16 protein-coding genes and 1 pseudogene are annotated in these 19,048 nt (G+C 36.6%); 11 read left to right on the top strand and 6 right to left on the bottom strand.

What is annotated here, in order from left to right:
- Positions 1-288 precede the first annotated feature (288 nt).
- Positions 289-1,086 carry a class I SAM-dependent methyltransferase gene (locus tag EIB73_RS05955; RefSeq protein WP_125023574.1) on the top strand — a complete coding sequence of 266 codons (798 nt, stop codon included), beginning with the start codon at positions 289-291 and terminating at the stop codon, positions 1,084-1,086.
- 232 nt (positions 1,087-1,318) lie between these two features.
- Here EIB73_RS05955 and EIB73_RS05950 read toward each other — a convergent pair whose 3' ends face one another.
- Both EIB73_RS05950 and EIB73_RS05945 read right to left on the bottom strand, forming a co-directional pair.
- On the bottom strand, positions 1,319-2,437 hold the full coding sequence (locus tag EIB73_RS05950) for an IS91 family transposase (protein WP_125023572.1): 1,119 nt from the start codon (positions 2,435-2,437) through the stop codon (positions 1,319-1,321).
- Entirely contained in the window at positions 2,421-3,362 is a 942-nt protein-coding gene (locus EIB73_RS05945; protein WP_125023570.1) for a tyrosine-type recombinase/integrase, read from the bottom strand. The genes EIB73_RS05950 and EIB73_RS05945 overlap by 17 nt, the downstream gene beginning before the upstream one ends.
- A 271-nt stretch (positions 3,363-3,633) precedes the next feature.
- On the opposite strand from EIB73_RS05945, the gene EIB73_RS05940 reads away from it, so the two are divergent.
- The 5 genes from EIB73_RS05940 (at position 3,634) to EIB73_RS05920 (ending at position 5,970) form a co-directional block, all read left to right on the top strand.
- Positions 3,634-4,332 (top strand): hypothetical protein, encoded by a 699-nt coding sequence (locus EIB73_RS05940; RefSeq protein WP_125023568.1) that lies wholly within the window; start codon positions 3,634-3,636, stop codon positions 4,330-4,332.
- A 161-nt stretch (positions 4,333-4,493) separates the two neighbouring features.
- Positions 4,494-4,895: a hypothetical protein gene (locus EIB73_RS05935; protein WP_125023566.1), complete on the top strand. Its 402-nt coding sequence runs from the start codon at positions 4,494-4,496 to the stop codon at positions 4,893-4,895.
- 63 nt (positions 4,896-4,958) lie between these two features.
- Positions 4,959-5,198, top strand: coding sequence for a hypothetical protein (locus EIB73_RS05930; protein ID WP_164467861.1), 240 nt, complete (start codon positions 4,959-4,961; stop codon positions 5,196-5,198).
- Between the two features lie 28 nt (positions 5,199-5,226).
- On the top strand, positions 5,227-5,478 hold the full coding sequence (locus tag EIB73_RS05925; RefSeq protein WP_125023562.1) for an FUSC family protein: 252 nt from the start codon (positions 5,227-5,229) through the stop codon (positions 5,476-5,478).
- Between the two features lie 153 nt (positions 5,479-5,631).
- Positions 5,632-5,970 (top strand): cupin domain-containing protein, encoded by a 339-nt coding sequence (locus EIB73_RS05920; RefSeq protein WP_125023560.1) that lies wholly within the window; start codon positions 5,632-5,634, stop codon positions 5,968-5,970.
- A gap of 136 nt (positions 5,971-6,106) precedes the next feature.
- Here the strand turns inward: EIB73_RS05920 and EIB73_RS05915 are convergent, their stop codons facing one another.
- Positions 6,107-7,405 carry a DEAD/DEAH box helicase gene (locus tag EIB73_RS05915; protein WP_125023558.1) on the bottom strand — a complete coding sequence of 433 codons (1,299 nt, stop codon included), beginning with the start codon at positions 7,403-7,405 and terminating at the stop codon, positions 6,107-6,109.
- Between the two features lie 423 nt (positions 7,406-7,828).
- Here EIB73_RS05915 and EIB73_RS05910 point away from each other — a divergent pair, with 423 nt between their 5' ends.
- The 4 genes and pseudogenes from EIB73_RS05910 (at position 7,829) to EIB73_RS05895 (ending at position 11,735) form a co-directional block, all read left to right on the top strand.
- Positions 7,829-8,170, top strand: a complete 342-nt coding sequence (locus tag EIB73_RS05910; protein WP_125023556.1) for a hypothetical protein — start codon at positions 7,829-7,831, stop codon at positions 8,168-8,170.
- A gap of 316 nt (positions 8,171-8,486) precedes the next feature.
- Complete coding sequence (locus EIB73_RS05905; RefSeq protein WP_125026065.1) at positions 8,487-9,431, top strand: NAD(P)H-dependent flavin oxidoreductase; 945 nt, start codon at positions 8,487-8,489, stop codon at positions 9,429-9,431.
- A 46-nt stretch (positions 9,432-9,477) separates the two neighbouring features.
- A pseudogene (locus EIB73_RS05900) lies at positions 9,478-10,880 on the top strand (DUF1800 domain-containing protein).
- Between the two features lie 39 nt (positions 10,881-10,919).
- Positions 10,920-11,735: a DUF1501 domain-containing protein gene (locus EIB73_RS05895; RefSeq protein ID WP_228411286.1), complete on the top strand. Its 816-nt coding sequence runs from the start codon at positions 10,920-10,922 to the stop codon at positions 11,733-11,735.
- A 170-nt stretch (positions 11,736-11,905) separates the two neighbouring features.
- Here the strand turns inward: EIB73_RS05895 and EIB73_RS05890 are convergent, their stop codons facing one another.
- Complete coding sequence (locus EIB73_RS05890) at positions 11,906-12,241, bottom strand: HopJ type III effector protein (RefSeq protein ID WP_125023554.1); 336 nt, start codon at positions 12,239-12,241, stop codon at positions 11,906-11,908.
- Between the two features lie 138 nt (positions 12,242-12,379).
- Here EIB73_RS05890 and EIB73_RS05885 point away from each other — a divergent pair, with 138 nt between their 5' ends.
- Positions 12,380-13,090 (top strand): hypothetical protein, encoded by a 711-nt coding sequence (locus tag EIB73_RS05885; RefSeq protein ID WP_125023552.1) that lies wholly within the window; start codon positions 12,380-12,382, stop codon positions 13,088-13,090.
- A gap of 212 nt (positions 13,091-13,302) precedes the next feature.
- Here EIB73_RS05885 and EIB73_RS05880 read toward each other — a convergent pair whose 3' ends face one another.
- Both EIB73_RS05880 and EIB73_RS05875 read right to left on the bottom strand, forming a co-directional pair.
- The gene (locus EIB73_RS05880; protein WP_125023550.1) at positions 13,303-17,319 is read right to left on the bottom strand and encodes an AAA domain-containing protein; all 4,017 of its coding nucleotides are present in this window, start codon (positions 17,317-17,319) and stop codon (positions 13,303-13,305) included.
- Positions 17,320-17,442: 123 nt separating this feature from the next.
- Positions 17,443-18,780, bottom strand: coding sequence for a cytochrome P450 (locus EIB73_RS05875; RefSeq protein WP_164467860.1), 1,338 nt, complete (start codon positions 18,778-18,780; stop codon positions 17,443-17,445).
- Between the last annotated feature and the right edge of the window lie 268 nt (positions 18,781-19,048).

The raw sequence follows: 19,048 nt of genomic DNA, 5'->3' as shown, positions 1-19,048 counted from the left end.
ATTTTATTTTGTTGAATAAAAACAAAGTTAATAAAAACAGCCTCAGGAAAAGCTACCGGAGGTTTAGTTCAACAGTGTATTGGCAAAAGACGGGGTGAATATTGTCTTTGAGCATTCAGTTAACAATATCCGCAAAATGCTTTCCATATTTCTTTTTTTTCGTAATTTAGAAATCTGAAAAAGCATTTTGCTCAGGTCGGTTCTCCTTTGAAATTCTCAGCAAAGTAGCCCGTCCTTCGCCAATACTTTTTCCGTTATGCGACATCTTATCAAAACCCGTTACCAAAAGTGAATTTCGAAAAAAAATATGATAAAATCGGCGACGAATATAATTCAACAAGATTTGCAGATGAATACTTGACTGAAAAACTTTTTCAATTTCTAAATGCACAGCCGAACGAAATAAATCTCGATATTGGTTGCGGAACAGGAAATTATACTGTTGCTTTGGCGAACAAAAATCTAAATTTTATCGGCATTGAACCATCTGAAAAAATGTTAGAGATTGCCAAATCTAAAAGCAAAAAAATTGATTGGAGAATTGGAAGTGCGGAAAATATTCCTGCTGAAAACGAATATTTCGACAATGTTATTGCGACCTTAACAATTCATCATTGGACGAAACTTAATGATGCTGTGAAAGAAATTTTCCGAGTGCTGAAACCAAATGGAAAATTAATAATTTTCACTTCCACACCTTCACAAATGAAAAACTATTGGCTCAATTATTATTTCCCAAAGATGATGGAAAAATCAATGCTTCAAATGCCAACTCTAGAAATAATAGAAAGCGAAGTAAATAAATGCAATTTTAAAATCACAGAAACTGAAAAGTATATGGTTACAAATGAATTGCAGGACTTTTTCCTTTATTCCGGAAAAGTGAGACCGGAAATTTATTTACAAGAAAAATTCAGAAAAGGAATTTCATCTTTTGCTTCATTGTCAAGCCAGGAAGAAGTAAATAGAGGATTAAAAATTCTGCAAGAAGATATTTCGAACGGAAATTTTAACAAAATAAAGGATAGTTTTTCCGAAAATTATGGAGACTATATTTTCATTGTGGCAAAAAAAGACGTCGCATAATAACTAAGCTTTCGTTTTGTCTGAAAGACAAGAAATGAAAGCCTGTTGAACGGAACCTCCGGTGGCTTTTTCTCCCCACTTGGTAACCTTATGGAGTTATCGTTTCTAGAATTTAGGATAATAGAGCAGTTTTTTAGAAGGACTGCTTTTTTCGGGATCTGAGGTGAGGTTTTTTGAAGCACTCACCGGCTTTTCTTTACTTTTAAGATACAAAATCCCTTACCCACAAAGTTTATTTTGCAGACGAGGCATTGAAAACGGCAAGAAAATCCTGAGGCGGTCCTCTTTGTCCGAAAAGCGCGATGGTGATTAAATTTCCTTCCTTGCAACACCGACATTTTTTAAGCAAAGTTTTCGGTTTTACTTCTGTAATCTGGATTTTTAAGTCTAATTGTAAATCCTGAAGTTTCCCGCGTTTCCAGGAGCTGCTCAAAATCCCGTAATGCCTTATTCTTACAAACCTTCGAGGCAAAATATGAAGACTAAATCTGCGCACAAATTCAGTATTCGATAAAGTCATTTCCTTTTTCTGACCTTCTTTGCGATAATCTTTGTACCCAAAACGAACTTCATGATCCGTAACTTCTTTGATGCGATGATTGCTAATGGCAACTTTGTGCGTATATCTTCCCAAATATTCGATCACTTGTTTTGGTCCGCCAAAAGGTCTTTTCGCATAAACCACCCAGTTTTTGGTGAAGAGTTGATCTATTAAATCCTGGTCTTTAATTCCGGAAGCTCTTAATGAAGCCACGAACTTTGCGCGGAAAACTTTACTCATCGCTTTTACACAGAAGAGATATTTATCGGTTCTCATTTTCTTTTTCCATTTTCCATTGTGATCAATTCCACCGCCTGGAACGATGCAGTGTAAATGAGGATGAAGACTCAGATTCTGTCCCCAAGTATGCAAAATCGCAATCATTCCGAGTTGCATCTGTTCTGTTTTACCGAACTGATTTAATGTTGCCCAAGCTGCTTCAAATAAGGTTTTATACAACAATGCCGGTTGAGAGATTGCCAAACCATTGAGTTCTTCAGGAAGCGTAAAAACCACGTGGTAATAACTGCAAGGCAATAATTCCTGTTCGCGTTTCTGAATCCATTCTTCTTTTTTATGACCTTGACATTGCGGACAATGCCGATTACGGCACGAGTTGTAACTGATGGAAAGATTGCCACAACCATCACACGCATCAATATGACCACCCAAAGCAGAAGTTCGGCAATACGATAAAGCCCGAAGCGTTTTCTCCTGATGAACCGTAAAATTCTGAGCCGATAAATTGATTTTGCGAAGAACGTCGGCAACGCTTCCGCTTTGTTTATTTACCTTACTTCGGGTTTCCATTTTTACTGCATAAAGCGAAAACGGTATCCAAAGGGCTGTGCGGTTTTTGGTCAGACAACTGACAGACATGAAGATATTCCATCGTCGATTCAATTCTTTCATGACCCAAAAGTTTTTGAACCATAATGATAGAAACTCCATCTTCCAATAAATGCGTGGCAAAGCTGTGTCGCAAAGTGTGAGTATGAACAACTTTGGTAATTCCTGCTTTTTTGCTCACCGTTTTGATGACCCATTGAACGCCTCTTTGACTGTATCTGGAATCGAAGTCCAGTCTGTTTGTAACTACCTGATCAATCTCTTCAATATTTCTGTTCTGATTTCCATTAAATAAATATTGATCCGGATTTTCTACGGAAATAAAGGTTTTCAATCCTCGAATTAAATGCGCGGATAAAGGAACATAACGGTCTTTTTGACCTTTACCCTGAACAACATGCAGCATTTGGCGGTCAAAATCAAGATGATGAAGTTCGATATTCCGGACTTCCATACATCGAAGTCCGCACCCGTAAATCAGACCGATGAGCAGTTTGTGTTTCAGCAATTGCGCCGTTTGAAGCATCCGCCAAACTTCCTGACGGCTTAAAATAGTCGGCAGTTTTTTGACTTTTGGAATGGCAGGAAGATGCAGAAAACTATAGGGTAAACCTTCACATTTTAAAAGAAACCGCAGTCCATAAACCGTGTGTTTAAAGTAAGTTTGGGAAGGAGTTTTGCTGCGTTGTTGAAGTTCGAAGAGATAATCTTTGATGTCTTCCGGATCTAATTCCGTAGGAATTTTACTGAAATGAAGCGCTACGGCTGCTATATGCCTGGAATAATTATCAAAGGTTCTGGGACTTTTTCCCTGTATGGAAATATTTCTTTCGAAACGTTGTATCAGTTCCGAAAAACCTTTAACTTCGCTTGAAGCGCGATTCAAAATTTTGTTCGTCCTTAAATCCTCCGGAGATTTTTTTTTGTAGCCATTTTAGAGATTTTATTTTATGTTATGATCAAACAAAGTTAATAAAACAGCCTCAGGAAAAGCTACCGGAGGTTTAGTTCAATATCGGCTTCGCAATATGGTCGTTTTAATTCTACAGAGAAGATTTGCGCTTCCTCTCAAGTTAAGTGATTATAGAAAGTTTCGGCTTGTTATCCGCCATTTTGCCCATCCACAATCGTTAACCGCAATATTGAAAAAACTATTTATGAAAAAAAATTTCACTGTATTTTTTGTTCTTGCATTTGCAATGTTCTATTCGCAGGAATTCAAAATAATATCTTTAAAGGATTCGATTCCAGAAAAGAAAAATTATGAAGTATTTGAATTTATAAACAATAAATCTTCCACCGAAAATAGTCAGTATTTGGCAACTATAAGTTGTGAAGGTGAAAAATCGCTCTTTTCAAATATTTACGAAATTGCAAAATTTCATTCTCAAAATCTTGGCGCAAATTCTTTTAGATATATAAAGAAGGAAGAAACTCCCAATACCATTAAAATTTACTTTGACATTTATTATTCAACCAATGAATTTATAATCGAGAATAGAAAAAATGAGGAGGAAAATAAAATTTATGTTTTCGGTAGTGACAATTTGAACGATAAAAAGAACCGCTATTATAAACTCAATGGAAAATTGAGAACTATTGAAAATCGCAAATTTGATAAGATTGATTATCACTTGGGTTATAAAGTGAAAATTGGGCAAAAAGATTTTATGGCCAGTCCAATCAATTTTCAAATAAATCGAAATTTTAAATCTATCTTTTTAAATACGGACGGTTGGGGCAGGAATGAAAGCCGGGAAGGCGTTAAAGATTACGGAATTGTGACCGTAACGACCTACGAATTATTTTATAAGTTTGACAAAAATCTGGGTTATACCTTACTTGAAATTTATTAATTGAAAACACTTTGTTTACCAATTGCTATTATAGGTCGGAAGTTCCTTTCGTGAAACTTTTCGTTAATATTTCAATTTGTTATGTTTACAAAGATTTTTTAGAAAAATTCCCGCCAGCAAAAAACACCGACTTATAAAAACCACATAAAATTAAATCATCTATGAAATTTACCATTACATTTTCCACTTTACTTATTACAACAGGTTTCTTATTTTCTCAAAATAATACGACAGACCAAGCCGTGCAGATGATTGAAAAATCAATTAAAGCGCAAGGAGGCAAAGACTTTTTAAAAAATATTAAAACATTATACTCCAATTCTGAAACAGTGATGGATGGTAGAAATGTAAAATGGGTTACCAAAGAAATGGCGCCCAATAAAGGAAGTTTCGAAATTGTATACCAGGGAAGAGTAGTGTACCAATCGTTCTACGATGGAAAAACCGGTTATGATGTGGTAAACGGACAAAAAACCATTGCTGATCAGGATGAAGTTAAAGATAAAGTCTATCGAAAACATATTATGAATTCACTGGATTATATTGATCCAACACTTTACTAGGTAGAATATATCGGCGAAGAAAAAACGGGAAATAAAGACTGTCACAAGATTAAAGCGACCTTAGTGAATGGAAAAGTAACTTACCTTTATTATGATAAAGCTTCCGGTTTTCTCGTGAAGTCTGAAGTGGTTAAGGATCCTGAAAAGAATTCAGACTCCACGGTTTTGTATGATGATTTCAAAAAGTTCGGGGATTTAATTTACGAAACCAAACAAACATTTGTGTCAGAAGATGGCAATCAGGAATCGAAAATTATAGATTTGTATTACAATAAGAAAATCTCTGAAAAAGACTTTAAATAGTTTCTTTATCAAAAAAAATAATCAATAAATGATTCAAAAAGAATTGTCCCAATTAACCAATGAAGAACTTTTGCTGGAAGGTAAAAAAATAAGATCAGGCAATATTGTAAATGCCGTCTTGTTCGGAGTGATGATCGGTGTTGCAACGTGGAGTACCGTAAAATATGGGCTGGGAATTATTACGTTCTTTCCCTTGCTTTTTATTCAAATGCTCCTGAAAAATAATGCCCGCAAAAAAGCCTTTGAAACTGAATTGAAAAATAGGAATCTCACTTTGTAAAGTTGTTTAAATTCAATGGGTTGAAGATTCTCTTCTGTCTTTTATAGGAGAAATATAAACTGTTTAAAAATTAATTCTAAAAATTTCAGCAGGTCGAAAACTGCATTATTCGAAAGATTTTTGGTAACTTGAATAATTATTAAAAAGTATATTATGAAAACAGCCTCTTTAAGAAACGACCTTAAGTACAACGAAGATAAAGTTGCCGTGACGGTGATGATGGAAACTGAATCCTCCAAAGAAATACGAATCCTTTTTAGAAAAGGGCAAAGCATGAAGGAACACAAGGCCGGTTTTCCGATCACAGTGGAGATTCATGAAGGTGCAATTGAATTTGGCGTGAACGGCGAAAAAATGTCTTTAAAAGCAGGCGATTTAATTTCCCTGGAAGCTAATGTTCCGCACGATTTACTTGCACAGGAAGACAGTATCGTTCGCTTAACTCTATCGAAATTTGATAAAGTAGAAAGGGTGAAAAAAGTAGTGGAGTAGACTTCCAACTTGTACTCACATAGAAATTGTACCGAAAAAATCTGTAAAGGATTATTATAACAGAAGCGGTCTAAATTTGAATACAAATGTTCAAATTTAGACCGTTTCGTTAATTGATATTTAGAAAGTAAAAAGTTTATTTACTGTTCTCCGCTAAATAATTGGAAAGTACTTTATCCATCAATTCCTCTTTTGTCAAATGGTGAAAAATCGTTTTCACCTGCTGTCTTACTTCTTCCGGAATCTCGCGGTTTGGTTTTGTTTTAAATACTTTCTTAGCCCAAACCAAAGTATTATTCCATTCGATGTCTTCAGCATTTGCTTTTTTAACAGGATGAAATTTAATTCCTAATTCCTCTTCAAACTCAGCAATTTCTTTAACTTCCTCTTCCTGAATAATCGTCATCGAAAGTCCTTTTGCGCCCGCTCTACCAGTTCGTCCGCTACGATGAACATAAGCTTCAGGCGTGTCTGGTAAGTGATAATTGACAACGTACGCCAATTCCTTCACATCAATTCCACGCGCCACCAAATCGGTCGCCACCAGAATATCAATATAACCTTCACGAAACTGATCCATAATTCGGTCTCGAATTCCCTGCGTCAAACTTCCGTGTAAAGCTCCTGAGGAGATTTTACGGATCGCTAAATTTTTTGCTAATTTATTTACGGCTGCTTTGGTTTTACAGAAGATAATTCCTCTTCCGCCTTCCTGCGAATTCAAAAAGTGTAAAAGCACATCTAATTTTTCGATCGGATCGACCACGATATATTGATGATCAATTCCTTCATGTCCAATCGTCGCCATATCAGAATTAATGGAAACCGCATTCTTTGACATATAATTATGAACGATATCTTTCAGTTCACCCGGCATGGTCGCACTGAATAAATACGTACGACGGTTTTTAGGAACTGCTTTCAGGATCGACATTAAATCTTCTTTAAGCGCCTGAAACATTTCGTCAGCTTCATCTAAAACCAAGTTCTTCAAAGACTTAATATCAAAAGCACCTTTTTCCAGTAAATCTAAAAAACGACCCGGCGTTGCCACAATAATTTGAGGCGCAGATTTCAACTCTTCAACTTGCGATTTCACGGTGTTTCCTCCTGTTAATAAAACAATAGAAACCTCAGGCATATATTCCGCTAAATCCTTCAGGTTATTATAAATCTGTTGACTCAACTCTCTGGTCGGCGATAAAATCAAAGTTTGCACAGGGGTGTTTTCAGGATCTACCAACTGCAAAAGTGGCAATCCGAACGCCGCAGTTTTCCCCGTTCCCGTTTTGGCAAGTGCCACCAAATCCTCACTCTGCTCCAGAATGATCGGAATCACCTGTTCCTGAATATCTGTTGCCACCGTAATTTCTAAATCGGTTAAAGCGTTTTGAAGTTTTTTAATAATTCCTAAATCGGAGATGAGTCTGGACATGCTAATTTTTTTGCAAAGATAACCACACTTTTCCTCAATTGATTGATCCGGTCCTAGAATTAAAATAATTATGGGAATTTTTTAGGAAATCATTCGATGATCGCTACTGGCCGGAATGCTAAGTTTTTTTAGGAGCAACAAAATATTTGCTTCTTTTAAAATTACGACCTGCTCTACGTTACAATTCCTCGTTTCGGCGCTCGCTTCGCTCGCGCCTCACTCCGGGATTTTCACTGCGATCAGGGCTGGAACTTCAGGAGGTTTATTTTTTTTTCAGCTGTCGCACGAATTATAGTGTGTGATGTTGTGAAAATTAAAAATTCCGAAAACTTTATTTCTCTTAATAATTTTTTTATTCCAATATTTCCCGTTTATTCGCATTGACCAAATTTGAATATCCCTCCACCGAAACCCCCCAAAACTATGGAACCCTTAAACACCCTCGAATCAAATCTTTTAAACCTTTTAACCGAAAAATATCCTGCATTAAAATCTCATCTTCCGTATCTGAAAGTGAAAGACCGGGAAATCACAAAAACCGGAATGACGGTCAATTTTGACTACACCAATGCTGAAGAAGAACTCAAATTTGATGATATCAACGCCTTGTTTAGCGGTGGAGAAAATATAGAAGTGAAAGGCTTAAAACAAGGGTTAAGCTATGTAGTTGATGTTACCGACGGTCAAATTTTATACATCGAATTCACAACCTACGGCGAAAACTGGAATGGCAAATTAGGTGATTACAAAATTATTACAGAATAAGAGTTGATCTACAGTCTTTTTTTCACCACAAAAGATGACCAAAAGCTTTGATATAGTAAATTGTCCAACAGTAAGTAAAGGAGCGTTTTATTAGATTATACTTTTTGCATTCTTTTGATAATCTTTTTCTTCATTTATCTTTTGTCTCTTTTGCTGTTAAAAATTAAATATTTGCACTTTTAGACCATTACAAACTTCAAGTATTTTCTTCTATTCTAAATTTTTTACTTCAACATTTTTTCCTCTTCATTGATTTAATTAAATTTACCCCATGAGTAATTTTATCGATTTTGGCGCGGCTAAAAAAATGAAAGAAATGAGTGAGAAAGAAAATAAAGTCACTGACTTATTTAAAATAAAATATCCCATTATTCAGGGTGGAATGATTTGGCATTCCGGTTGGCGGTTGGCTTCTGCGGTTTCTAATAATGGTGGTTTAGGCTTGATCGGTGCCGGAAGTATGTATCCCGATATTTTGCGCGAAAACATTCAGAAATGTAAAGCGGCGACAGATAAACCATTTGGAGTAAATGTGCCAATGCTTTATCCCAATTTAGATGAAGTCATTCAGATTATTTTAGAAGAAGGCGTTAAAATCATTTTTACTTCCGCTGGAAATCCGAAAACGTATACAGAAACATTACAAAAAGAAGGTTTAAAAGTTGCTCACGTCGTTTCCTCCACCAAGTTTGCCATGAAATGTGAAGACGCTGGCGTTGATGCAATCGTGGCAGAAGGTTTCGAAGCGGGCGGACATAACGGTCGCGATGAAACCACCACGTTCTGTCTGATTCCAAACGTAAAAAAACATATTTCAAAACCGCTTATTGCTGCGGGTGGAATCGCTTTAGGTTCCCAAATGAAAGCCGCTATGATTCTTGGAGCGGACGGCGTTCAAATTGGTTCCCGTTTCGCCGCCACATTGGAAGCGAGTTCCCATGAGAGCTGGAAAAATAAAATCATCTCCCTGAATGAAGGCGACACCCATTTGACTTTAAAAGAGTTAGCGCCCGTAAGAATGGTCAAGAATAAATTTTTCCATGACTTAGAAAAGCTCTACGACACCGGGCGAAATGTAGAAGCATTAAAAGAAACCCTCGGCCGTGCCCGTTCGAAACGTGGAATGTTTGAAGGTGATCTGGAAGAAGGTGAACTGGAAATTGGTCAGGTTTCCGCTTTAATCAAAGAAATAATTTCCGTAGAAGAGGTTTTCCAAAATTTATTGAAAGAATATCGGGAAGTGAAGTCCTTTGATTTATAAAGGGTTAACATAAAAAAGAAGGTTTTCCTTTAACCTCCTGTAAAACATGACATCAAAGTTGCAAACAGGCGGTATGAGCATATCGCAACTTCAGAAAAATAATCACCTCCTTCTGCGTGCAGGTTTTGGACCGGAACTTTCGCAATTTGAAAAAATAGAAACCTGGAAGGACAGTGAAATACGAGATGTTTTATTTAAAAATTATCCTTTTCAACCCCTGGCTTTGAAAGAAGAGCTGATTGCTGTTGATTATCAGAACATCAAAAAGATGGATTCCGTCACCAAAAAGATGGTGATGCAGAAAAATCGGAAACAGATTTATCAGCTTAATCTTTCCTTTTTGGATCAAATGGTTTTTTCAGAAGATCAGTTGCGGGAAAAAATGGCCTTTTTCTGGCATGGTCATTTCGCCACACGGACCAATAATGCAGCCTTTAATCTTCAGTTGCTCAACACCATTCGCGAAAAAGCTTTGGGTAATTTCGGCGATTTATTGATCGCGGTTTCCCAATCTCCGGCGATGCTGCAGTTTCTCAACAATCAGCAAAATAAAAAGACCATCCCAACGAAAATTTTGCGAGGGAAGTCATGGAGCTTTTCACTTTAGGTCGCGGAAATTATTCGGAGAAAGATCTTCAGGAAGCTGTGCGCGCTTTTACAGGCTGGAGCTTTTTACCCGACGGAACTTTTTTTGAAAGATCGAAACTGCATGATTTCGGCATCAAAACATTTCTGGGTAAAACTGGAAACTTCAACGGCAATGAAGTTTTAAAAATAATTTTAGCTCAAAAAACTACCGCAAAATTCATCACTACTAAAATTTACAGATTCTTTGTTAATGAAAAGCTGAATACTGAAATCATCGAAGATTTAAGCAATCAATTTTATGCTTCTAACTATAATATTAAAGAGCTGCTGCAAAACATCTTCAGTTCAGACTGGTTTTTTAGGGAAGAAAATATTGGTACCAAAATAAAATCACCCATTGAATTAATGGCGGGAATGAGACGAATTCTTCCAATGGAAATTCAAAATCCGGAGAATTTAATCGCGTATCAAAAACTATTAGGACAAATGCTGCTTTATCCGCCAAACGTCGCTGGCTGGCCGTCGGGGAAATCCTGGATCGACAGTTCTACTTTGATGTTGAGGTTGCAAATGCCGCAGATCTGGTCGGGTTTGAAACCTTTGGAAGTGGAACCAAAGTCTGATGATGACGTGGAAATGGGCATGAAAAGTGCGCAGAAGCAGACGAAAGGATTCAAAAATCCCAAGATTGTCATCGACTGGAAAAAAGTAGAAGACGTTTTTAAATCAAAAAATATCGAGGATTATCTGTTGCAAAGAAAATCTCCGGCTTTGGCGAAAACTATTCAACAATATTCCGGCTCTTCCGTGCAATCGCAGATCATCAACGTGATGTCTACGCCCGAATTTCAATTGTGCTAAATTACTCATTACTCATTACTCATTGCTAATCATAAAAATATGTTACTCAAACGACGCGACTTTCTCAAAATATCCTCCCTAGCCACAGCTTCCCTCATGATTCCTAATTTCCTCCAGGCTATGGCGGTTCCGGAAGCTTTAGACAAAGAAAACCGAATTCTGGTTATTCTCCAGTTCAGCGGTGGGAATGATGGTTTGAATACCATTATTCCGACCCGCAACGATATTTATTTTCGGGAAAGAGAAGCCATTGCGGTGAAAGATGCTTTACGCCTAACCGATGACGCTGGCATTAATCCGAGTTTAAGTTATTTTAAAGAACTCTTTAATAACGGAGAACTCGCTGTTTTAAACAATGTTGGATATCCAAATCCCGACAAATCCCACTTCCGAAGCATGGATATTTGGCAGTCTGCAAGTAGAAGCGACGAATTTTTAGAAACCGGTTGGGTCGGCAGATATTTGGATGAAGCCTGTTACAATTGCGAACATCCAACACAGGCTTTGGAGATTAACGATATGTTGAGTTTGGCTTTGAAGGGCGAGGAGCAAAAAGCTTTTGCCTTCAAAGAGCCCCAAAGATTATTTCAAACTTCGCAGGAAAAGTTTTTCAAAACCCTTGCCGACAATCACCATCACGAAGAAGAAACCGTCGATTATCTTTACCAGACAATGTCTTCCACCATTAATAATGCCGGCTATATTTTTGAAAAAAGCAAAGCAAAATCCAGCAACGTCATTTATCCGAATACGGCTTTAGGAAAAGATTTTAAGAATATTGCGTCCCTCATTAATTCCGATATCAATACGAAAGTGTATTATTTGTCCGTGGGAAGATTAGTATTTTTAAGATAAATTTGTTTGCCTTTTGAATTTTCTGCTTATAAACTTCACCTTGTCACCTCGAATTCTAAACAATTCTTCCCGAAAAAACCTTGTCAAGGTTCTGAACCTTGACAAGGTTGATGACGCTGATTTTCACAAAAGCTTTTTACTAGAAACCATCTTTTTCTAAGCTCTAAAATCTAACTTCTCTTCCTCAAAGCTTCCCCTTCAAAAGAAATTCCATCCCACCCAAAGTCTATAAAGTTTCTAATATTTTGGTGATCATTTCCTTCTGGATTTTTTAAGACATCGTTTCTATAAAAATCTCCAAAAAGAAATAAAGTTTCTTCCTTTGATAAATTATTTGACTTTGCAAAACTGAACACTTTGCACGATCCATTATTTTGATTGGCTTCATTTAAGGTGTTTCCATTTTTGAATGGAGTTGGGCTGAAATCATAATGCTCATCAATAAATGAAATAACATCTTTAAACTCTATGTTTTCTGGATCTTGCTTTAATTGCTGTATGATCATTTCTTTTAATTTTCTTTAAAAATAGGAAAACGTTCTCACTTTAAATAGTATATCTTTAAAGAAGAAAACGTGATATCACCCTAATGAGATCGGTCCTAATAATCGATATTTGCTTGTACTTCAATTAAAATCTAACCTATGGAAATGCCTAACATCCACCAACTGGCCGCTGAAAAAACGGATTCAACAACCATTTCTTACTTTCTGCTGAGACAGTTAATCGGCATTCTCGGAATCCTCTTGCCGTTTGCTTTAATGATTTTTGGCGGAAGATTACAACCCTCTCTGAGCCACTATTACTACAGTTTTTCTCACACCATCTTTATAGGAACATTAGCATCGCTCTCTACATTTTTAATTACTTACAAAGGAGAATACAGGATCGAAAACTGGCTGGCCAACATTGCGGGAGTTTGTGCGGCCGGCGTAGCGATATTTCCGACCAATGTTAAAGGTTTCATCGGCACGAAATTTATCAGTCTTCCTATTTCTGCTGAATCTTCGCACTTAACAAATGCGCTTCACTACGGGTTTGCGACGGCTTTGTTTATCTGTTTTGCTTTATTCTGCGCCGTAGTTTTTCAAAAACCTGATAAAAATGAAATCATTGATGATAAAAAAAGAATGCGTAATAGAGTCTACCGCATCTGCGCTTACATCATGATTTTAAGTATTCTCGCTATTGCTTTTCTTTCGATTTTTAAAAACTTAGATTTTCCTTATTCAACCCTTATTTTTGAATCGACCACTTTACTTCCCTTTGGGATTTCCTGGTTATTAAAAGGCTCTTACAATTGGACTCATTCCAGATATGATATTTTAAAAATATTGGTTAAGCCTTTCAGATAGGTTTATTGCATTTTTAATCGAAAAAAAACTCCTGAAATTTTCGGGAGTTTCTAATTTTTTTACAAGAATTTCAGCTGGTACCGTTATTTTCACTCGCTTCGTTAACTTTTTCCGTCCTTGAATTTTGTTGAATGAACTGTAATTTTGACAACGAAAATAAGGACCTTTTTAAACTTACTATTTTCTGAAAAGCCTTTTGATCTGTTCTAAAATCATCCTAATTTCTTTACTATTTTCTGCATTTCCGAATCTAAATTTTGCCAGCAATTCTGACTCCAGATGCGCACATATTCAAACCCCGAATTCTGCAGAATTTTTGCTTTGTGAAGATCTTCCAGATAACCCAGTTCGCCATCATACTTTTCCTTACTCATGCATTCCACAATAATGGAGCGGTCGTCAGGCTTTTCAATAAGCAGATCTAAAACATAGCCGCCAAAATGATGGTTTTTAGAAATTTTTAATTCCGGAAATTTTTCTTTTAAATGCTCTTCAATCTCGTTGATGAAGGAAGTTGTTTCAGCATCTTTTTCCGTGGAAGCTTTATGTCCGTAAACATCCAGAACATTTAAAACTTCATTTCTTTGGGTTTCATTTTGATCACTCACCGCTTTGCAATACGCCAGATACGCATAGAAAACTGCTTTTCTATTATTGGCGCCTTCCTGTTCGATCGCATCTTTATAATTCATGAAAAATTCTTCGGGAATAGAATTGCAGATGTAAATTTTCTCCTTCGCTCTCGTAATGATCACATTCAATAATTTATAGCCTTTCGAATGATTTACGGGACCAAAGCTTTGCACAAATTTCCCGCTCGGTTTCCGTCCGTATGTGGTCGAAATAATGATGATGTCTCTTTCGTCTCCCTGAATGTTCTCTAGGTTTTTAATGAACATTCCAGCTTCTTCCAAACCTTGAATTTTCTCTTTGAAAAGTTCGTTTTCCGGCAGATTAATTTGATGAAGGATCTTTCGTTTGATATAATTTCGTTGCGTAATATTAAAAGTAGCGATTCCTACGGAAGGATATTTTCCATCTTTATTAGGCTCGATCGTTGCCAAAATTTCAAGCACTTTATCCGCTTCTTCAGTATTGATATGATCATCGAAAATACCATCGACCTGAAAGAATTCAATCGGTTTATTTTGCGTTTGGGTTGGTAGCGGTTTTAGTCTTGAATTATAAAAAGCGTGGTTTGAAAAGTCAATGAGATACGGATGTCTGGATCGATAGTGGAAATCCAGATGGTTTTTCTCAAAGTTATTTTCCATGGCGAAATCCAGTAAAGATTCGATATTGAGCATGGCATTTTTGTAGGTGATAATTTCGTTTTCACCTTCCAACTCATATTCATCATCTACGGAACCGTCAAAAACTTTACTGAAATAATTGGAGGGCGGCATTTGATGCTCGTCTCCCGCGATGATGATATTTTTTCCTTTTAGCAAAGCCGGCAGGTTATCTTCCAGTTTCAACTGGCTCGCTTCATCAAAAATAACATTATCAAAATAGAAATTTTTATTCTGAAAAAGATTGCTGCAAACATCCGGGGTCGTCAAAATAATAGGAAAAAAGTTGGTGAACAGATCAGTGTCTTTTTGGGCAATTTGTCGCAAAGTTAATCGCGTATGATTGATGCTGCTGCGTTTGTTGTAAAGATTCGCGACCGTAATATCTTTGTTGTTCTTTTCGAAAGTTTTCACCGCTTCCTGCTGCGCCGTATTCCAAAATTGTTCGATGAAACTTTTCTGGGTAAAACCGAATATTTTTAGTTTCTTAATAATCTCTGCGTATTGCTGCTCATTAAAATTGAGTTTCTCATCGCTGTGATATTTCAGCAAAAGCGAAAAATAAGCGGTAAGAAAAGAGGATTTCCAGTTTTGGAGCGGATATAATTTCTCCAATAGATCTTTCTGGAAAGTAGATAAATTTTGATGAAATGAAAACCAATTATATTCCGCCAATAAAGGATTCGACGGATGATTCCGAAGTCCTGAATAAGTAGAAAAGAGATTGTTTAACCGTTCTTTAGTTTGCGAATACGTATTTCCGAAATCGGAATTTTTAATCCAACGGTCATTCAAAATTGACTTTTTCAAATTCTGAATTTTTTGTGAAATTATTTCTGTTTCTCGACCTGAAATAGCTGGATCAAAAAGGTTTAGAAAATCCAGCGACTCATAATTTTTCTCAATATTGAATAAAAACTGAGTTTGGGCTAATTCTGATTTCTGACGGTAATTAAGAATCTCATTTTTATTATTCCAAAGATTTCCGGAAATCTCAATAGTAGGGAAAAGCGGATTTAAACTGATCTCTTTAATGGAAGAAGAAATTGCCGTTAATCTTTTCTGATTCTTAATTTTCCTTTTCTTCGTGGAGGAAAATAATGCGCCCAATTTATAAAAGAAACCTTCTGTGACTTCCGGTAAAAACTCCTCAGAATTAGAGTTCAAGGTCGAAGTCATAATTTCTGTCTCGTTAATTAAGGAAGTCAGCTTTTGTAAATTTTGTCCAAATTCCTGCTTTTTCTTCTCGACATAAACCGGTTGAAAATCCCGTATCAACAATTGAACTTCGTTCCAGGATTTTTGGTAGCCTTGGAAAGATTGATCTAAGTTTTGCAAACTGCTGAGAAAATTTTCCTGAATTAATTTTTCTGTATTCAGAAAAGAGGCAGCAATAAAAGGCTCATATTCTTTATAAAGGGATTCTCCTGCATTGAGCAAGGTTTCAATTTCAGTAAACTCTTCTTTTGAAAAGGAAAAAATGGAATCCTGCAGATCCAGCGTTTCCTTAGAATCTCTAAATTCCAAAAGATAACCCACAATTTCCGACCAGTTTTTCTCCGGCAGTAATTCGGTATTTAACAAGCGATGAACGGCGTTGACGTTCTTTTGATGGCCCGTTATTTCCGAAATTTGATCATTTAAAGATTGCGCAGAATAGAGTTGCATCTGTTTTTTAAAATCTGCGGGATCGATGAGATTTCGCACAGCATTCACGACGAGTTTTCGATCGGAAATACTGTCTTTGATCATCGTGCAATATCGGCCATAACCCATTTTATGAAGTGCGTTATACAAAACTTCAAGGGCGGTTTGTTTCTCGCAAACCACGATCGTCTTTTGTTTATTTTCTAAAGCATTCACCAAAACCGCCGTCAAAGTCTGACTTTTCCCTGTTCCGGGCGGACCTTGGATCAGAATTTTGTTTTGAGATTTCAGTGATTCCAAAATTCCCTGTTGCGAAGGATCGGTTTCGATGGAAGTGATGGATTGAAAAGGAAGTTTTGCCGGATCTTCCAAAGGTTTAAAGTTGCTTTTTAAAATCTCATAATCATTGATGATATTCTGTTTCTGAACTTCAAAAATGGAAAATATGCCGGATTTTATAATGAAAGCGTCGCCTTTCTTCGGCAGCAAAGTTTCATAAACCGCTTTCGTCTTGATGGCTGGGATTTCAGCATAATTATTCATGATGAAATCCAGATTCTGCGTGACTTTGAGCTGACTTAAAATAGTTTCGCAAATATTGAACAGTTCGGGTTTGTCGATCTTTCCATCCGCGAGTATTTCTTCTGAAAGCTGGTCTAAAATAACGCCGGAATCACTTTGTAAATGGTTGATGAGAACTTCGTTCAGATAAATCGGATCATCTTCCGCGCGACTGATTTCCCACGTATTCATTTCGTTCGTCGGCTTGATATTTATAGACCAGATCAAAAGGGGAGACGCCGAAATCTGCCCGTCAGACACATCTTTGCGGATCAGTATCGGAAAACCAAATCCCAGAGAATTGACGCCTTTTTCGGAGTAAATTACTTCATTCTGAAAAATGAGATTTTCTAAACTTCGCGACAGTTTTTCCTTGTTCTTATCCTTTGTTTCATCCTTTAAAAGTTCGGCCCCTGTAGGACTTTCTTCATTTTCAACTTCTTGCGTTTCCTCCTTATCTTCTTCAAAAGAAAGGGTTCTGCGAGATGAATCAGCAGAGTCTTCCTCCACGATTTGGTCGTGGATCGAAAATTTAAAAGAAACATTTTTCTGCGTCAGAAGGTTGACAATAAAATGTTCGGGCAAACTTTTATGGATTTCCGAAAGCTGCGCGAGATCCAGTTTATAACGCGAACTCCCGGGAATAGCATTAAGATGAACGCCGCGACGGTTACCGGTTTTCAGTTTGTTTTGAAAAGCTTCGAAGATTTCTGGAGTAAGGTTGAGCATGGGATTTTGAAGGAAAATTGTTGTGGATTAAAAATAGGAATTTTAGTTGGAATGCAATGAAAATAATATTTAGCAACAATCTTTATTTTAAAGCACTTCCTTCCTCAATTTTTGCTCATCAATCTAATTACCCACAGAATTTGAAATGATCTTTCCTCTTAATTCTACCGGTCGCAAAGTGATTAAGGCGATGGTTTTCATTTCTTTGGTCTCCAGGTCCAGGTGGTATTTTTTATAAAGCAATCGTAAAAATAAAATCATTTCCATGTAGGCAAAATGTTCACCGATACAATGCCTCGCTCCATTTCCGAACGGAAAATAAGGTTTACTTTTGATATCACTTTCGTTAAATCTTTCGGGAAGAAAAGAATTCGGCTGCTCCCAAAAAACTGGATTTCTGTGCATATCGTAAAGTAAAAATTCCACGATCGTGCCTTTTTTCCAGGAGAAGTCTTTAAAAGAATCATCTGCCAAAGCCACGCGGTCGATGATCCACGCGGGCGGATATAATCGCAAGGATTCTTTGATGATCGTCATTGTTTTAGAATTCCCAAAAAGAGATTTTAAGGATAAAAAATCCTCTCCCAGATCGTTGATCTCCTTTACTAATAATTGCTTTTCGTGGTCATTGTTTTCAATTAAAAATAGGGTGAAAGCCAACGCATTCGCAGAAGTTTCATGTCCGGCAACGAAGAGGATGATGATCTCGTCGATCAACTGTTCCATCGCCATGGGTTCGCCGCTGTCTTCATAACGGGACTGCAACAGATTTTGTAGAATGTCATGATAGTCTCCCGTTTCACTTTGTCTTTTCAGAATAATTTCCCGGAAAACATCACGCATTTCCTCCGACAGTTGCAGGTGCTTTTTCAGTTGACCCGAAATTTTATACCAGGACATCAAAAAAGGTTTTCGCACTTCTTTGATGAACATTTTCTGGATTTCTGTAATAGAATCCGCAATTCTCCGGATCTGCGTATAGTCGATGGAGTTGCCAAATAAAGTTTTCGCGATGATATTAAAAGTGAGACTGTTGGTCATCTTATAAAGATCGATCGTTTCATTCTTCATCTGACTTTCAATTGTGGCGTTGATCTCATCGATCATCGTTTGATGCAGCAGTTCTATATTTTTATTGCTAAAATTGGGCTGAATAAGGCGGCGTTGTTTCAGCCAGTTTTTGCCGGTATTCGTCAATAAACCTTTACCCAGATATTTTCCTAAAACATGGGTTTGAATGGCAGATTTCTCATAATTCTTTTGATTCTTCCGCAAGACATAATCAAACAGTTCCGGATCGCGGCTAAAGACAAACCGCTTTTTCACCAAAAAGGAATTTAAAGTATAGGTATTTCCCAATTCCTGAAAATTCTGAGAAATAATAGCGATCGGATCACTGTTCAACTTCAACAAGGTTTTCCAGATATTTTTCTCGGTGACTTTTGGGGGGTAGTTGTACACGGTTTTTTTTGTATTTTGAGCGAAATTACGGGAAAAATTTTTGGAAAAAATTTGTTAGAATTGTTAAAAGAGCGATTTTAACTTTCACAAATATTTTTGTTTTTAAATTAATTTTTATTTTGTATGGAATATTCTGAATTAAAATCAGAGAATTTTCTAACTACGAAATTTTTTTCATCAATTTATAATAAGTTCATCAATTTAATTAATTATAAGCAAAAAAATATTTATTGCAATAATTTTAATTTAAATTAGCATAAAAACACAG

Source organism: Kaistella carnis, assembly GCF_003860585.1.
GTDB classification, from domain to species: domain Bacteria; phylum Bacteroidota; class Bacteroidia; order Flavobacteriales; family Weeksellaceae; genus Kaistella; species Kaistella carnis.
Note: the sequence above shows the minus strand (reverse complement) of the source record. Positions and strands in the feature narration are given on the sequence as shown.

Excerpts from the sequence above, each read along its gene's own strand:
- EIB73_RS05950 (WP_125023572.1), bottom strand. The coding sequence starts at position 2,437 with ATGGAAACCCGAAGTAAGGTAAATAAACAAAGCGGAAGCGTTGCCGAC.
- EIB73_RS05940 (WP_125023568.1), top strand. The coding sequence starts at position 3,634 with ATGAAAAAAAATTTCACTGTATTTTTTGTTCTTGCATTTGCAATGTTC.
- EIB73_RS05935 (WP_125023566.1), top strand. The coding sequence starts at position 4,494 with ATGAAATTTACCATTACATTTTCCACTTTACTTATTACAACAGGTTTC.
- EIB73_RS05925 (WP_125023562.1), top strand. The coding sequence starts at position 5,227 with ATGATTCAAAAAGAATTGTCCCAATTAACCAATGAAGAACTTTTGCTG.
- EIB73_RS05920 (WP_125023560.1), top strand. The coding sequence starts at position 5,632 with ATGAAAACAGCCTCTTTAAGAAACGACCTTAAGTACAACGAAGATAAA.
- EIB73_RS05915 (WP_125023558.1), bottom strand. The coding sequence starts at position 7,405 with ATGTCCAGACTCATCTCCGATTTAGGAATTATTAAAAAACTTCAAAAC.
- EIB73_RS05910 (WP_125023556.1), top strand. The coding sequence starts at position 7,829 with ATGGAACCCTTAAACACCCTCGAATCAAATCTTTTAAACCTTTTAACC.
- EIB73_RS05905 (WP_125026065.1), top strand. The coding sequence starts at position 8,487 with ATGAGTGAGAAAGAAAATAAAGTCACTGACTTATTTAAAATAAAATAT.
- EIB73_RS05895 (WP_228411286.1), top strand. The coding sequence starts at position 10,920 with ATGTTACTCAAACGACGCGACTTTCTCAAAATATCCTCCCTAGCCACA.
- EIB73_RS05890 (WP_125023554.1), bottom strand. The coding sequence starts at position 12,241 with ATGATCATACAGCAATTAAAGCAAGATCCAGAAAACATAGAGTTTAAA.
- EIB73_RS05885 (WP_125023552.1), top strand. The coding sequence starts at position 12,380 with ATGGAAATGCCTAACATCCACCAACTGGCCGCTGAAAAAACGGATTCA.
- EIB73_RS05880 (WP_125023550.1), bottom strand. The coding sequence starts at position 17,319 with ATGCTCAACCTTACTCCAGAAATCTTCGAAGCTTTTCAAAACAAACTG.